The sequence below is a fragment of the Staphylococcus sp. FSL W8-1268 genome (genome assembly GCF_038003965.1).
Taxonomy (GTDB): Bacteria; Bacillota; Bacilli; order Staphylococcales; family Staphylococcaceae; genus Staphylococcus; species Staphylococcus hominis.
This window is the reverse complement of sequence record NZ_JBBOQE010000001.1, coordinates 1,787,771-1,802,815: the sequence shown is the minus strand read 5'-3', so window position 1 is coordinate 1,802,815 and position 15,045 is coordinate 1,787,771. Positions and strand designations below refer to the sequence as shown.

General features: G+C 31.4%; 17 protein-coding genes. 14 read left to right on the top strand and 3 right to left on the bottom strand.

Annotated elements, in window-relative coordinates:
* Window positions 1-63 precede the first annotated feature (63 nt).
* The 7 genes from NST64_RS09145 (at window position 64) to dltD (ending at window position 5,881) form a co-directional block, all read left to right on the top strand.
* Window positions 64-498 (top strand): DUF86 domain-containing protein, encoded by a 435-nt coding sequence (locus NST64_RS09145; protein WP_002448033.1) that lies wholly within the window; start codon window positions 64-66, stop codon window positions 496-498.
* Window positions 498-1,286, top strand: a complete 789-nt coding sequence (locus tag NST64_RS09140) for a TIGR01457 family HAD-type hydrolase (protein WP_002448132.1) — start codon at window positions 498-500, stop codon at window positions 1,284-1,286. Before NST64_RS09145 ends, NST64_RS09140 begins: the two co-directional genes overlap by 1 nt.
* A 335-nt stretch (window positions 1,287-1,621) precedes the next feature.
* Window positions 1,622-1,792: a teichoic acid D-Ala incorporation-associated protein DltX gene (locus NST64_RS09135; RefSeq protein WP_227944882.1), complete on the top strand. Its 171-nt coding sequence runs from the start codon at window positions 1,622-1,624 to the stop codon at window positions 1,790-1,792.
* A gap of 14 nt (window positions 1,793-1,806) precedes the next feature.
* Entirely contained in the window at window positions 1,807-3,261 is a 1,455-nt protein-coding gene (gene dltA / locus NST64_RS09130; RefSeq protein ID WP_017175866.1) for a D-alanine--poly(phosphoribitol) ligase subunit DltA, read from the top strand.
* Window positions 3,258-4,472 (top strand): D-alanyl-lipoteichoic acid biosynthesis protein DltB, encoded by a 1,215-nt coding sequence (gene dltB / locus NST64_RS09125; protein ID WP_049418690.1) that lies wholly within the window; start codon window positions 3,258-3,260, stop codon window positions 4,470-4,472. The genes dltA and dltB overlap by 4 nt, the downstream gene beginning before the upstream one ends.
* Window positions 4,473-4,487: 15 nt before the next feature.
* Complete coding sequence (dltC, locus tag NST64_RS09120; RefSeq protein WP_002448193.1) at window positions 4,488-4,724, top strand: D-alanine--poly(phosphoribitol) ligase subunit 2; 237 nt, start codon at window positions 4,488-4,490, stop codon at window positions 4,722-4,724.
* The gene (gene dltD, locus NST64_RS09115) at window positions 4,721-5,881 is read left to right on the top strand and encodes a D-alanyl-lipoteichoic acid biosynthesis protein DltD (RefSeq protein WP_049418691.1); all 1,161 of its coding nucleotides are present in this window, start codon (window positions 4,721-4,723) and stop codon (window positions 5,879-5,881) included. The genes dltC and dltD overlap by 4 nt, the downstream gene beginning before the upstream one ends.
* Before the next feature lie 64 nt (window positions 5,882-5,945).
* On the opposite strand, the gene NST64_RS09110 is transcribed toward dltD, so the two are convergent.
* The gene (locus tag NST64_RS09110) at window positions 5,946-6,188 is read right to left on the bottom strand and encodes a NifU family protein (protein WP_002433501.1); all 243 of its coding nucleotides are present in this window, start codon (window positions 6,186-6,188) and stop codon (window positions 5,946-5,948) included.
* Window positions 6,189-6,291: 103 nt separating this feature from the next.
* Here NST64_RS09110 and NST64_RS09105 point away from each other — a divergent pair, with 103 nt between their 5' ends.
* On the top strand, window positions 6,292-6,615 hold the full coding sequence (locus tag NST64_RS09105) for a YuzD family protein (RefSeq protein WP_002448149.1): 324 nt from the start codon (window positions 6,292-6,294) through the stop codon (window positions 6,613-6,615).
* A 91-nt stretch (window positions 6,616-6,706) separates the two neighbouring features.
* Here NST64_RS09105 and NST64_RS09100 read toward each other — a convergent pair whose 3' ends face one another.
* Window positions 6,707-7,771, bottom strand: coding sequence for an NAD(P)/FAD-dependent oxidoreductase (locus NST64_RS09100; RefSeq protein WP_049418693.1), 1,065 nt, complete (start codon window positions 7,769-7,771; stop codon window positions 6,707-6,709).
* Between the two features lie 313 nt (window positions 7,772-8,084).
* Between NST64_RS09100 and NST64_RS09095 the strand changes: the two genes are divergently transcribed.
* The 6 genes from NST64_RS09095 to NST64_RS09070 all read left to right on the top strand — a co-directional run bounded on the left by NST64_RS09095 (window position 8,085) and on the right by NST64_RS09070 (window position 13,733).
* On the top strand, window positions 8,085-8,330 hold the full coding sequence (locus NST64_RS09095; RefSeq protein WP_002448156.1) for a YuzB family protein: 246 nt from the start codon (window positions 8,085-8,087) through the stop codon (window positions 8,328-8,330).
* A gap of 12 nt (window positions 8,331-8,342) precedes the next feature.
* Window positions 8,343-8,702, top strand: a complete 360-nt coding sequence (locus tag NST64_RS09090; protein WP_002448110.1) for a HesB/IscA family protein — start codon at window positions 8,343-8,345, stop codon at window positions 8,700-8,702.
* Window positions 8,703-9,029: 327 nt separating this feature from the next.
* Window positions 9,030-10,238, top strand: a complete 1,209-nt coding sequence (locus NST64_RS09085; protein WP_002455555.1) for an NAD(P)/FAD-dependent oxidoreductase — start codon at window positions 9,030-9,032, stop codon at window positions 10,236-10,238.
* Between the two features lie 99 nt (window positions 10,239-10,337).
* The gene (locus NST64_RS09080; protein ID WP_002455554.1) at window positions 10,338-11,816 is read left to right on the top strand and encodes a M17 family metallopeptidase; all 1,479 of its coding nucleotides are present in this window, start codon (window positions 10,338-10,340) and stop codon (window positions 11,814-11,816) included.
* A 204-nt stretch (window positions 11,817-12,020) separates the two neighbouring features.
* On the top strand, window positions 12,021-13,340 hold the full coding sequence (locus tag NST64_RS09075; protein WP_002448171.1) for a Na+/H+ antiporter family protein: 1,320 nt from the start codon (window positions 12,021-12,023) through the stop codon (window positions 13,338-13,340).
* 18 nt (window positions 13,341-13,358) lie between these two features.
* On the top strand, window positions 13,359-13,733 hold the full coding sequence (locus NST64_RS09070; RefSeq protein WP_002448041.1) for a PaaI family thioesterase: 375 nt from the start codon (window positions 13,359-13,361) through the stop codon (window positions 13,731-13,733).
* A gap of 57 nt (window positions 13,734-13,790) precedes the next feature.
* On the opposite strand, the gene NST64_RS09065 is transcribed toward NST64_RS09070, so the two are convergent.
* Window positions 13,791-14,951, bottom strand: a complete 1,161-nt coding sequence (locus NST64_RS09065; protein ID WP_002448163.1) for an NAD(P)-binding domain-containing protein — start codon at window positions 14,949-14,951, stop codon at window positions 13,791-13,793.
* Window positions 14,952-15,045 lie beyond the last annotated feature (94 nt).

Genomic DNA, 15,045 nt, shown 5'->3' with positions numbered 1-15,045 from the left:
ATAACGACAAATGATGCATGATGCAAAACTATGATATGATAATAATAATAAGAGGTGACCGATATGTATTTTGTAGATAAAGATAAATTAGCACTTAAAATAAAATATTTAAATCAGCTTATTAAGGATTATGAAACAAATAAATCAAATCATTATGCATTTGAACGTATTGCGCAAATGTTAATTGAATCATCAGTAGATATTGGAAATATGATTATTGACGCTTTTATTTTGAGAGATCCTGGTAACTATAAAGATGTTATTGATATTTTAGAACTTGAAGGGGTGATTTCCAAAGATACACAAAACCATATTAATGATACAGTTGAAATCAGAAAACAGTTTGCACATCATTATACAGAATTAGAAGTTGAAACACTTGTACCATTATTTGACACCTCAATACCGTATTATCGACAATTTGTGAAAGAAGTTACTCAATTTCTAAAAAAAGAAAATGTGCCAATTACCGCTTTTGGAAAAGGAGATTATTCATAATGAAAAATTATAAAGGTTATTTAATCGATTTAGATGGAACAATGTATATGGGTACAGCAGAAATTGATGGTGCTGCTCAATTTATCGATTATTTGAACAAAAACGATATTCCTCATTTATATGTTACTAATAACTCTACTAAGACGCCTGAAGAAGTAACAGAAAAGTTAAAAGAAATGAAGATTGACGCTAAACCAGACGAAGTAGTTACTTCTGCTCTAGCTACGGCAAATTACATTGCAGAAGAAAATAGTCAAGCTAGTGTGTATATGCTAGGAGGTAATGGTTTAAGAACAGCATTAACCGATGCAGGTTTAACCGTAAAAGAAGATGAGAATGTAGATTACGTAGTTATCGGTTTAGATGAAGCAGTCACATATGAAAAACTTGCAATAGCTACTTTAGCAGTACGTAAAGGCGCAAAATTTATCTCTACGAATCCAGATGTCTCAATTCCTAAAGAAAGAGGCTTCTTACCTGGAAATGGAGCTATTACAAGTGTGGTTAGTGTATCTACTGGACAACAGCCACAATTTATTGGTAAACCAGAAACCATAATCATGCAAATTGCTTTAGATATCTTGAAACTAGATAAGTCTGAAGTGGCTATGGTGGGAGATTTGTATGATACAGATATCATGTCTGGTATTAATGTGGGGATGGATACGGTACATGTACAAACAGGTGTAACATCTTATGAAGAAATTCAAACTAAACAACCAAAGCCAACCTATTCATTTAAAGATTTGAATGTGGCTATAGCTGAATTAGAAAGTAATACTAATTAATAAAAATAATTTCTATGATAACTTCTTATTACTTAAATTGATGATATGAGTAATAAGAAGTTTTTATATCTAACAGTTTTGTTATGCTCTGTGTAATTGTGATATGTAACCATTAGTACTAATATATAGAATATCAAAGATAAGAATAAGGACATATCGGATAAGATAGATACATATTTAACACTCACTAATTATTATATAAAATAAATTTGATATATAATTAATATTTTTATATAATAAAGTGTAAAAATAAAAGTGCGATATAATATTTCTTGATAGTAAGATAACTTTACTAAATATAAAATAAGTAGAATTGTTCTTCAAAATAAATAGCAATGTTTGTGAGGTGCAATATTCAATTGAAAGAAACTAAAAAAATAAGTGTTTTTTATGAAAAAGCAAAACCATATCTACTGACTATTCTATACTTAGCAATTTTTATAGCTTTGTATCTTATATATGGTTCAGGCGATACACATAATAACTTTATATATAACGAATTCTAGTAAGGAGTCAAAGGATGACAGATATTATAAATTTAATTAATGATATTGGACAAAAAAATCCAGATCGAGTAGCTATTAGACATAAATCAGATGAGTTAACGTATCGTCAACTTATAGAAGAATCTAGTAAGCTAGCACATTATTTGCAAGATACAAATAAACCATTAATCATCTATGGTCATATGTCACCATATATGGTAGTTGGAATGATAGGAGCAATCAAAGCAGGATGTGGCTATGTCCCAATTGATACGTCAGTTCCAATAGAACGTGTAGAAATGATTATGAATAAAGTAGATCCAACATTTATTTTAAATACAACTGATTCAAGTGTGAATCAACCAAGGAAAGAACTTACAATCGAAGATATTAAACATTCTGATTATCCTATTGTTTTTGATAGTCAAATGGATAAAACAGATGTTGTTTATACTATATTCACTTCTGGTTCTACAGGTGAGCCTAAAGGTGTGCAAATTGAGTATGCGAGTTTAATAGAGTTTGCAGAATGGATGGTCTCATTAAATGAAACAGATAATCATCAGGAGTGGTTGAACCAAGCACCATTTTCATTTGATTTATCTGTAATGGCAATTTATCCATGTTTAACATCTGGTGGAACACTTAACTTAGTAGATAAAGATATGATAAAAAAACCGAAGTTATTAAATGAAATGCTTGTTCAAACGCCAATTAATGCTTGGGTATCAACACCATCATTTATAGAAATGTGTTTATTACTTCCTAACCTTAATGAAAAAGATTATCCAAGTTTAAATCATTTCTTCTTTTGTGGAGAAATTTTACCGCATAGAACAGCTAAAGCACTTGTTGATAGATATCCAAATGCAATTGTTTATAACACATATGGACCAACGGAAGCGACAGTTGCAGTTACTGGTGTAAAAATCACACCCGAGATTTTAGAACGTTATAATCCACTTCCAGTAGGTGTAGCAAGACCGAATACTACACTATCAACAACTGATGAAGGTGAACTTGTTATTAAAGGAACAAGTGTGAGTTTAGGATATCTAAAAAACAAAGAAAAAACCGAAGCAGTATTTAAGTTTGATAATGGCGTTCGCATTTATCACACGGGTGATAAAGCTATTGAAAAAGATGGTTATTGGTTTATCCAAGGACGTATCGATTTTCAAATAAAGTTAAACGGTTATCGCATGGAACTAGAAGAAATTGAAACACAACTAAGACACTCAAAATACGTTAGAGAAACTGTTGTTGTGCCAATTTATAAAAATGGAAAAGTTGTTTATCTTGTAGGTGCTATTGTACCTACTAAAAAAGTGGATAATGACTTAGAGATGACCAGAAACATTAAAAACGAATTGAAATCTCGCTTACCTGAATATATGATTCCGAGAAAATTCGTTTGGATGGAACAACTTCCATTAACATCAAATGGAAAACTTGATCGTAAACAAGTTGCAGAGGATATCGACGCATGATTCCTTATGGTACGTTTACCTTCTTCTTAGTCGCATTTATCGTTCTTTTACCAGTCATCATACTCGGATTTTTAGGTAAGCGAAGCTATGTATACAATGGGATAAGTACAGTGATTATGATTGTGATTATTTTCTCTTCAGATAAATACAATTTATTTGGACAGAAATATTTAAGTGTTCAATTAATCAGTTTTGTAATTTATTTAATATGGCAAGTGCTGTTAATCATGTGGTATTACAAATCACGACAAAAAAATAATACTTTTATTAAATTTTTAATTGTTATGATTTTATCTATTTTACCTTTAGCACTTGTTAAAATATTACAAAGTTCATGGTTAGGTGGACATCAAATACATTTCCATGAACATAAGTTAATTGAATTTGTCGGATTCTTAGGAATCTCATATGTTACTTTTAAAAGTGTACAACTTATAATGGAAATTAGAGATGGTTCTATTAAAGAGATTAAAGTTGGGAAATTGATTCAATTTATTTCATTCTTTCCAACAGTATCTTCAGGACCCATCGACCGTTATAAACGTTTTGTCAAAGACGATAAAAAAATACCAACTGGTGAGCAATACAGAGGTATGGTAGTTAAAGCGATTCATATGATTATGATGGGCTTCTTATATAAATATATTATTGCTCATTTAATTAATGTATATGCAATTATGCCATTATTAATGCATTTACATGGTTTTACTCATAAATGGTTATATATGTATGCCTATAGCTTTTACTTATTTTTTGACTTTGCAGGTTATAGTTTATTTGCAATAGCAGTGAGTTATCTATATGGCATTAATACACCACCAAATTTTAAACAGCCATTTAAAGCACGTAATATTAAAGATTTCTGGAATCGATGGCATATGTCATTATCATTCTGGTTTAGAGACTGTGTTTATATGAGAACATTGTTCTATATGTCTCGTAAAAAATTAATGAAGAATCAATTTGCAATGTCAAATTTTGCCTTCTTCTTAAATTTCTTTATTATGGGTGTATGGCACGGATTAGAAGTATTTTATATTGTTTATGGTATTTATCATGGTTTAATGTTTATCGGATATGGATATTATGAACGTTGGAGAAAGAAATATCCACCTCGCTTTCAAAATGGTTTTACTACAGCATTAAGTGTTATTATCACATTCCATTTTGTAGCATTTGGATTCTTAATATTCTCAGGAAAATTAATTTAAAGGGAGAAATAAATGATGGAATTTAGAGAACAAGTTTTAGATGTATTAGCTGATGTAGCAGAAAATGACGTAGTTAAAGAAAACCCAGATGTTGAGATTTTTGAAGAAGGAATTATTGATTCATTTCAAACAGTTGGATTATTATTAGAAATTCAAAATAGATTAGGAATTGAAGTATCAATTATGGATTTTGATCGCGATGAATGGGCAACTCCTAATAAAATTGTTGAAGCTTTAGAAGAATTACGATGAAATTCAAACCATTTTTACCAATTCTTATTAGTGGAATCATATTTTTAGCTTTTGTATTAATGCCTGCGAGTTGGTTTACTGGTCTCGTTAACAATAAGACACTTGCTGATAATAGAATGTCACTAACTGATCAAGTACTTAAAGGTACGCTCATTCAAAATCAATTATTTAGTAATGATAAATATTATCCACTTTATGGTTCAAGTGAGTTAAATAAACGTGACCCGTTTAATCCTGCGATAGCAATGCATCATCGAAAAAATACAAAGCCTGTATTCTTAGTTGGTACGGGTGGTAATACAGATTTAATTAATGCTATTGAATTAGCGGGTCAATATGATCAACTTAAAGGTAAAAAGATGACATTTATCATTTCACCACAATGGTTTAGTACACATGGCGTTAATGATATGGATATGGCTGCACGTACGACACCAAATCAAATCAATCAGATATTTCAACAAAAGGATATGCCTTCAGAGTTAAAACAACGCTATGCTAAACGATTATTAAAATTTAGAAGTGTTCCTAATAAGGAATATTTAAAAGAATTAGTAAAAGATCCAAGCAACCCAAAAGGTCGTTATATTTCTAAGTTTAAAGAAAGTCAACTTCTTAAAATTGAGGCAATAAAAACATACTTTTCATTAGATAAATCACCATTAACTCATGTGCACTCACTTACATCACCCAATGATTCTTGGAAAAACATGAGTAATAAAGCAGTGCAACTTGGTGAAAAACATTCTACTTCTAATGGTTATGGTATCCGTAACGGATATTGGAAACAACTAATGCATAAAAAACCAATGAATCGTCGCCAATATGAATTTAAAATGAATTCACCAGAGTTTAAGGATTTATCTTTATTAGTAGATACAATGCATCAAGCAGGTGCTGATGTACAATATGTTATTCTTCCAGTAAATGGTAAATGGTACGATCATTTAGGTATTCACCGTTCAACACGTGAACCTGTCTATAAAAAAATACATAAAACTGTTGTCGGACATGGTGGCAAAGTGTATGATATGTCAAATAAAGACTATGAAAAATATGTATTAAGTGATGTAGTACATGTAGGTTGGAAAGGTTGGGTATACATGGATCGTCAAATTGAAAAACATATGAATGATTATCAAGCTCATTCTAAATGATAAATGAAAAAAGACACCCTATTCTGATTAAATACTGAATGTAGGGTGTCTTTAATTTATATCGTTAGAAAACTTGTTCTACTTCTATAACGCCTGGTACTTCTTCGTGTAAAGCACGTTCTATACCTGCTTTTAATGTAATAGTTGAGCTTGGGCATGTTCCACACGCACCATGTAATTGTAATTTTACGATGCCATCTTCTACATCGACTAATGTACAATCTCCTCCGTCACGTAATAAAAACGGACGTAAACGTTCAATAACTTCGGCTACTTGATCAAACATTGTTGCATTCTCAGTAGGCATGAGATATGTCTCCTTTCAAGTAAAATACTTCATAAACTTATTATTAATTTATTATAATAGATAAAGAAAGAAAAATCTATAAAACTAAACGGGGGATTAATATATGACAAAAGTAAGTGTTGTTGTTTACGGTGCGGATGTAGTGTGTGCTAGTTGTGTCAATGCACCAACTTCTAAAAATACGTATGAGTGGCTAAAACCATTATTAGAAAGAAAATATCCTAATATTCATTTCGAATATACATATATCGATTTTCAAAAAGAAACTGAAAATTTAAGTGATCATGATCAACAATATATTGAGCAAATTGAAAATGATGAGTTGTTTTACCCGCTTATTACAATGAACGATGAATATGTGGCTGACGGTTATATTCAGTCAAAAAAAGTGACTCATTTTATAGATCAATATATTATAAATAATTAATGCAAAGTGGAGTATTCGATTTTTTATAAAAATGAGGGGAAGCTTGAGATGATGAATTGAAATTAAATTCTGTCCTGCTTCCCAGTTGTATTTATCCATTATGATATTTATATAGCCATAAAACACCTGATTTTAATATATGCGCTAGACGTCCTGTAACTGTACGATCCATAATATAGGCAAACCCTTTTTTCTCTCCTAGAGAACCTAAGAAACCTTGAACTTTTAATTCAGGCATTTTTTCAGGAAGTGGTTCATGATTCCATTGTTTTTTTAGTACATCGGCAATTTGATCACCCTGTACTTCTGCTAATTGAGCACTTGGCGCATGTGGTAAAGCTGCGCAATCTCCAACTACGTAAACATTTTTATAAGTCGGTACTTGATGATATTGATTAACGATAACTTGACCACTTTTATTAGTATCAATAGGCAGTTTCCTTACAATTTCAACGGGTTGAATACCTGCTGTCCATACTACAATATCAACAGATTCTGGTGTACCACCATTATAAATTGTTCCTTGCTCAACTTTATCAATCAATGAATTAGGAACTACGTTTACATTATTTTCGCGGAACCACTTCGCAATATAATTACTTAATTTTTCTGGAAAATTTCTTAATATACGAGGTCCACGATCATATAAAATAATTTCTAAATCTGTGCGACTTTCACGTAGTTCACTTGCTAATTCAATACCACTCAAGCCAGCTCCTACAATTCCAACACGCGCTCCTTTAGGTAGCTCGCTAATACTATGAAACGTTTCACGGGCTTTAGAGAGCGTTTGAATGCTATGAGTGTATTCTTTAGCTCCTGGAACATTATGATATTTATCTTCACAACCTAGTCCGATAATCAACTCATTATAATCTACTTTAGTTTGTCCTACCGAAACAATTTGGTTATCTAAGTCAATATCACTTATTTCTCCATAAATTGTATTTACACGATGTGAATTAGGAAAATTCATTCGCACATCACTATCAGATTTTGTGCCTGCAGCGAGTGCATAGAATTCAGGTTTTAAACCATGAAACGGCATTCGATCTATAAGAGTTAATGTGTATTCTTGAGGAAGAACATCTGGAAGAATGCGCGACATAATACGCATATTACCATATCCTCCACCAAGTAGAACTAAATTTTTCATATTATGTTACCCCTTTACATTAAAATCAATTGGCTATGTATTATGAATGTCAGACCTTTATAATTTCAGATTGTATAAATAAAGTATAGGTTCAATATTAAGTGATTCGGCCTATTTTAACGCTTATTTTTCATTTATTGTCCCCTAACAAATAAATGAAAGATTAATATAATTTTATTATATATGTTTTTAATAATAACGACAAATGAATGTAAAATGTTATTGCAAAATACAAATAGTTAAAAACCATAGCAATGCAACATATAAAGAGATTTGTTATAATAATGTAATTAAATTAAAAAGAAGGTGAAGTATGTTTCCATTAGTCGAATTCTGTATATCGAATATGGCCAAAGGCGGAGACTACGTTTACGATAAACTTGAAAGTGATCCTGAAGTAGATGTGTTAGAATATGGATGTCTCAATAATTGTGGTTTATGTTCTTCTGGGTTATATGCATTGGTAGATGGAGAAGTCGTAGAAGGGGATACACCTGAAGATTTGTTAAACAATATTTATAAACACATAGAAGAAAATGATTTTACAAACTTATTATAGGAGTGATTAGAAATGCCAACAGTAACACTTACTGAAGCAGCAGCTTATGAAGTAAAAGACATGTTGAAAAGTAATCATATGGAAAACGGTTATTTAAAAATTAAAGTGAATGGTGGCGGATGTACAGGTTTAACATATGGTATGTCTGCAGAAGAAGCTCCAGGATCAAATGATGAAGTATTAGAATATTATGGATTAAAAGTTTTAGTAGATAAAGATGATGCTCCCGTACTGAATGGCACTAAAATTGATTTTAAACAATCACTAATGGGTGGTGGATTCCAAATCGACAATCCAAATGCAATTGCATCATGCGGATGCGGCAGTTCTTTTAGAACAGCAAAAGTAGCTGGACATCCTGAAAATTGTTAAGTTTCATATTCTTAAGTTAATACAATATAGTAATAATAAATTTAAATAATCGTTCTGTTGTTGCTTGAAAATATAATATAAAAACTATAAAATTGGAAGTGGATTAAATTTTGTCTTTTTTGTGAATAAATGTTTACAAAATGGATATAAAAGTGTTGACTAAGACTATAAATGGGGATGAACAAATAGGTTAAGTTCAAAGTTTTTCGAAACAATTAGTATTTTTACAATACTATTGTATTATAAAAATGCTATGTTTCAACATGTTCTGAAACTTGTAGCCTTTATCTACATTTAAGAAAAAATACGAAAGCTTAGGTGAATGAAATGGCACAAAATCGTAAAAAAGTACTTGTATTAGGCGCAGGATATGCAGGTTTACAAGCAGTTACTAAATTACAAAAAGAAATATCTGCAAATGAAGCAGAAATCACTTTAGTTAACAAAAACAAATATCATTATGAAGCAACTTGGTTACACGAAGCGTCAGCTGGTACGTTAAATTATGAAGATTTAATTTATCCAATTGAAAGTGTAATTGACAAAAATAAAGTCAACTTCATTAATGCAGAAGTAACTAAAATTGATAGAAATGCTAAAAAAGTAGAAACTACTCACGGTATTTTTGAATATGATATTTTAGTTGTTGCTTTAGGATTTGAGAGTGAAACATTCGGTATTAACGGAATGAAAGAACATGCATTCCAAATTGAAAATATTCATACTGCTCGCGAATTATCTCGTCATATTGAAGATAAATTTGCTAACTACGCTGCATCAAAAGAGAAAGATGAAAATGATTTAGCAATTTTAGTAGGTGGCGCTGGATTTACAGGTATTGAATTCTTAGGTGAATTAACAGATAGAATTCCTGAATTATGTAATAAATATGGCGTAGATCAAAATAAAGTTAGAATTACATGTGTTGAAGCTATGCCTAAAATTTTACCAATGTTCTCAGAAAATCTTGTAAATTATGTAGTAAATTATTTAGAAGAACGTGGCGTTGAATTTAAAATTGGTACGCCAATCGTTGCTTGTAATGAAAAAGGTTTCAAAGTCAAAACAAATGATCAAGAACAACAACTTGAAGCCAATACTGCAGTGTGGGCTGCTGGAGTTCGCGGTAGTCAACTTATGGAAGAATCATTCGAAGGTGTAAAACGTGGTCGTATCGTAACTAAACAAGATTTAACAATCGATGGTCATGATGATATCTTCGTTATTGGTGATGTTTCTGCGTTTATCCCAGCAGGTGAGGAACGTCCATTACCAACAACTGCTCAAATTGCTATGCAACAAGGTGCGCATGTTGCTAAAAATATTGAAAATATCTTAAATGGCCAAGCTACAACTGATTTCGAATATATTGATCGTGGTACAGTTTGTTCTTTAGGTTCACATGATGGTGTAGGTCATGTGTTTGGTAGAGACATTACTGGTAAAAAAGCTGCGTTCATGAAAAAAGTGATTGATACACGTGCTGTATTCAAAATGGGTGGCGTTGGCTTAGCATTTAAAAAAGGTAAATTCTAAGTTAATAAATTAAATATTTAATCATTAAGGAGTGAGACAGAAATCTGTGAAGCAAAATAGATTTCAATATCTCACTCCTTTATTTTAAAGGAGAGTTATATGATACATTTTAATTATGATTCGAATAAAATGACCGACGTTATTATTCTAGGAGTACCCGATCATCTTAATCAAATTGGAAAGATCACGTATCAAAATAGTGACCTTACACAAACTATTGAAAATGACCGACATCGTCATATTGTAAGTAGTCAATTAGGAAAAACATCTTCGACTATTTTATACATAAATAATGAACCTAAACGTTTAATTACGGTTGGACTAGGAAATTTGAAAACATTATCTTATGCTTCATTTTTAAAAGTGTTTGGTACACTTTTTCAATATCTAAAAAAAGAACGTGTTACAGAAGCCAATGTTCTTTTTGAGACATTTAATTCAAAACAAATTGACAAAACAAGTATTGCAGAGATTTTTGGATTACAAAGTAGACAATCGATTTATGAATTTAACAACTATAAATCTAACAAATCCACACCATATCAACTGGAATTATATATAGAATCATCTAATAGTGATGAGGATATAAAAAATATAAAAGCAGGATATTTAATTGGTGAATCGGTGAATATAGCACGTGACTTTAGTAATATGCCTCCCAATATACTTACTCCAGAATACTTTGCAAATAAAGTAGCACATCACTTTAAATCGTCTTCTGTTTCAGTAGATATTAAAAATAATGACACATTGTTATCAGAAGGTTTTGGTTTACTACATGCTGTAGGTAAAGGATCCACTCACCCTCCTGTTGTTATTACTTTAACGTATCATGGAACAGATAAAAATGAAGCGCCTATTGCATTAGTTGGGAAAGGGATTACATATGATTCTGGTGGTTATAGCATCAAATCTAAAATGGGGATGCAAACAATGAAATTTGATATGTGTGGTGCTGCTAATGTTGTAGGAATGATTGATGCTGCGTCTAAATTATCTTTACCAGTAAATATTGTAGGTGTCATTGTCTCTGCAGAAAATATGATTAGTCAACAGGCTATGAAACCAGATGATGTATATACTGCCTTAAATGGTGAAACAGTAGAAGTTTTAAATAGCGATGCTGAAGGTCGTTTAGTTTTAGGAGACGGCGTATTTTATGCAAATCAATTTCAACCACGTTTAATATGTGATTTTGCTACTCTTACAGGTGCTGCTATAGCGGCATTAGGAGAAGATAAGGCGGCTTTATTTAGTTCGAATGCAGATGAAGATATGAAACACATTTTAGAAAGTGCTAGAGAAGTTGATGAATTCGCTTTTGAATTGCCTATTACTCAAACTGAACAACAATTGATTCGTAATACAGATGTCGCTGATTTAGTGAATCATACAAATGGACAAGGTAAAGCCTTATTTGCTGCAGCTTTCGTTACGCATTTTAGTGGGCAAACGCCACATATTCATTTTGATATTGCAGGTCCTGCGACGATTAATAAAGATAACTATAAAGGTCCTAAAGGTCCGACAGGAAGCATGATAATGACCATAGTGAATTGGTTACGACAATCAAAATAGAATAGATATTAGAAATGAATATACATTCATTTTGAGACAAAATAGATAAATGTCTGAGGTAAATTGATACCTTAGACGTTTATTTTTTTAAAACATTTTTAAAATACTATTATATTAGGCGTTGACAACCGCCTGACTACTTGATATTATTAATCACATAATTATACACTTTAGTTCGGTAGAGTAATAAAGGATGTGAGTATAATGTTTAATGCTGTAGTTATTGCTGTAATATTAATGATTATATTATGTCTCTTAAGGCTGAATGTTATCATTAGTTTATTTATTAGTTCACTTGTAGGTGGTCTAATATCTGGCATGAGTTTAAACAAAGTAATTAGTGTATTCGGTAAAAATATTGTAGATGGTTCGGAAGTGGCATTAAGTTACGCTTTATTAGGGGGCTTTGCAGCACTGATATCGTATAGTGGCATCACAGATTATTTAGTAAATAAAATTATTCGTGCGATTCATACTGAGAATAGTCGCTTATCAAGGATTAAAGTAAAAGTGATTATTATTTTAGTATTACTAGCAATGAGTATTATGAGTCAGAACTTAATTCCAGTACATATTGCATTTATACCAATTGTAATTCCACCATTACTTAGTCTATTTAACGATCTGAAAATTGATAGACGATTAATTGGTTTAGTTATAGGATTTGGTTTATGTTGGCCATATGTTTTACTACCTTATGGCTTTGGACAGATTTTCCACCAAATTATACAAAGCGGATTTCAAAAAGCGCATCATCCTATCGAATTTAATATGATTTGGAAAGCAATGTTAATTCCTTCACTTGGTTATATTGTCGGTTTAGTTATTGGATTGTTTGTTTATCGTAAACCACGTGAATATAAGCAAGAGAGATTGAAAGATAATGGAGAAAAAGTAGCAGAAATTCGGCCATATGTATTAGTTATTACGATTGTTGCTATTTTCGCTACTTTCTTAGTTCAAACATTTACGGATTCAATGATTTTTGGAGCATTAGCAGGAGTGCTGATATTCTTTATTTCTGGTATTTATAAATGGAATGAATTAGATAGCCAATTTGTAGAAGGAATAAAAATAATGTCATTTATTGGTGTCGTTATTTTATCAGCTAACGGTTTTGCCGGTGTCATGAATGCTACTGGTGATATTGAAAAATTAGTTTCTAGTTTAACTGAGATTACAAATGGACATAAGTTAATTACTATTATTGCAATGTATATTGTCGGCCTTATTGTTACGTTAGGCATTGGATCATCTTTTGCTACGATTCCAATTATTGCAGCTTTATTTATACCACTAGGTTCATCTCTTGGTTTAGATAATATGGCATTAATTGCTTTAGTAGGAACAGCTGCTGCACTTGGAGATTCTGGTTCACCAGCAAGTGATTCAACACTTGGACCCACAGCAGGTCTTAATGTAGATGGTCAACATGATCACATTAGAGATACATGTATACCTAACTTCCTTTTCTATAATGTTCCATTGATGATTTTTGGTACAATAGCTGCAATGGTATTATAGAAAAAAAGAGGTGACAACATGTCTAATTTACTTGAAACATTTGATATGAAAATCGAAACAGTAGATGAGGGAATAGTTGTAATTTCTATGCCAGTCACTGATAAGGTTAAACAACCCTTTGGCTATCTACATGGTGGTGCAAGTATTGCATTAGGTGAAACAGCTTGTTCATTAGGCGCTGCTCGTTTAATTGATACGAAACACTTTATCCCATTAGGTTTAGAAATGAATGCCAATCATATTCACTCAGTAAAAGAGGGACGCGTGATTGCTACCGCTTCTATTATTCATAAAGGTCATACGACACAAGTATGGAATATTGAAATTAAAAGTGAGCAAGATAAATTAATTAGTATCATGAGAGGTACAATAGGGATTAAACCATTAAAATAACAAATTATAAAATACTAGCCCGTAGAAAATATTCATCTACGGGCTAGTATTTTATATTTATGATACTTCTCTATGGTGATCTATTCTTTGAAATACGCTATAAATTCTTTGAGCTGCTTCTTTACCTCCCATGATATTTCTAGCAAATGGACCAAGTTCTAAATCAGCTAGTCCACCAGCAACAAATAAATGAGGTAACCATTCTAATTCATGTGTGATGTTTGGAAATCCACAAGATAGGAGGGGGGCGTTAGCATTTTGAATTAGAGATTGTATCATGGGTTGCTGCAAAATTGAAGACTTAAATCCAGTTGCTAAAAGAATGTAGTCATATGGGATATTTAAATTTTCAGTAACAATTTGATGCGATTTTAAGTCCTTAATCTCTTCTTTATGGATGATAAGTCTTTTATTTTGAACATATTTCTTTAAGCGTAAATATAACTCACGAGGCATTGAACCTTTATGTCTTTCTTTTAACACTGTTTGAAGTTTCTCTTCATGGGAAGAATGATTTAAAAAGGCCTTCATTTTTTTAGGACCTAGCCAACCAGGATCGGCATCAAAATGTTGAATATCTATATTTTTATTCATCCATAAATGAACGATTTTATTTTTATCTAATTTTAAAAGCTTTAATGTTAAATGAGCAGCTGAAATACCACTTCCAATGACATGAGATGATTGTGAAAATAATTGAGAATTAAAATGGTTACTAAATATATGACATACATCTTTAGCTTGAGTAAATGCGAAAGGGATAAAAGGCTCATTATGACAGCCTTGTGCTAAAACAACACAATCAGTTTGAATGACAGAATGATGACTTGTTGTAATACTCCATTTTCTTTGTTTTTTTTCAATGCGTTGAACATAACTTTGAATATGACATTGATTTAGATGATAGTTATGTATTTGAGCATATGTGTGATCCATAAACATCTCTGTTTGAGGTCTTTGATAACGACCAAAAGTTGGATTAATATACTGATTCATTTTTGCAAATTTTTTTAAATGAAATGGGTCAGGATGAATATGATGTACAATAGGTGAACGTAAGTAAGGCATATCAATTCTATTTGTGTATTTATGAAATTGTTCGCATAAAGAATCATGAGGATCGATAATTGTAAGATTTTGGATGGATATTCCTGCTTCACGTAACTTAATTGCTATAGTGGTTCCTTGTATACCGCCACCAATAATAGTCCAATGCATAATAAAACTCCTTTAAAACGTAATTATTACGATTTATAATAACATAAAACTATCTTTTTCAAAACAAAAAATCGAAGCACTTTAAGAAAGTACC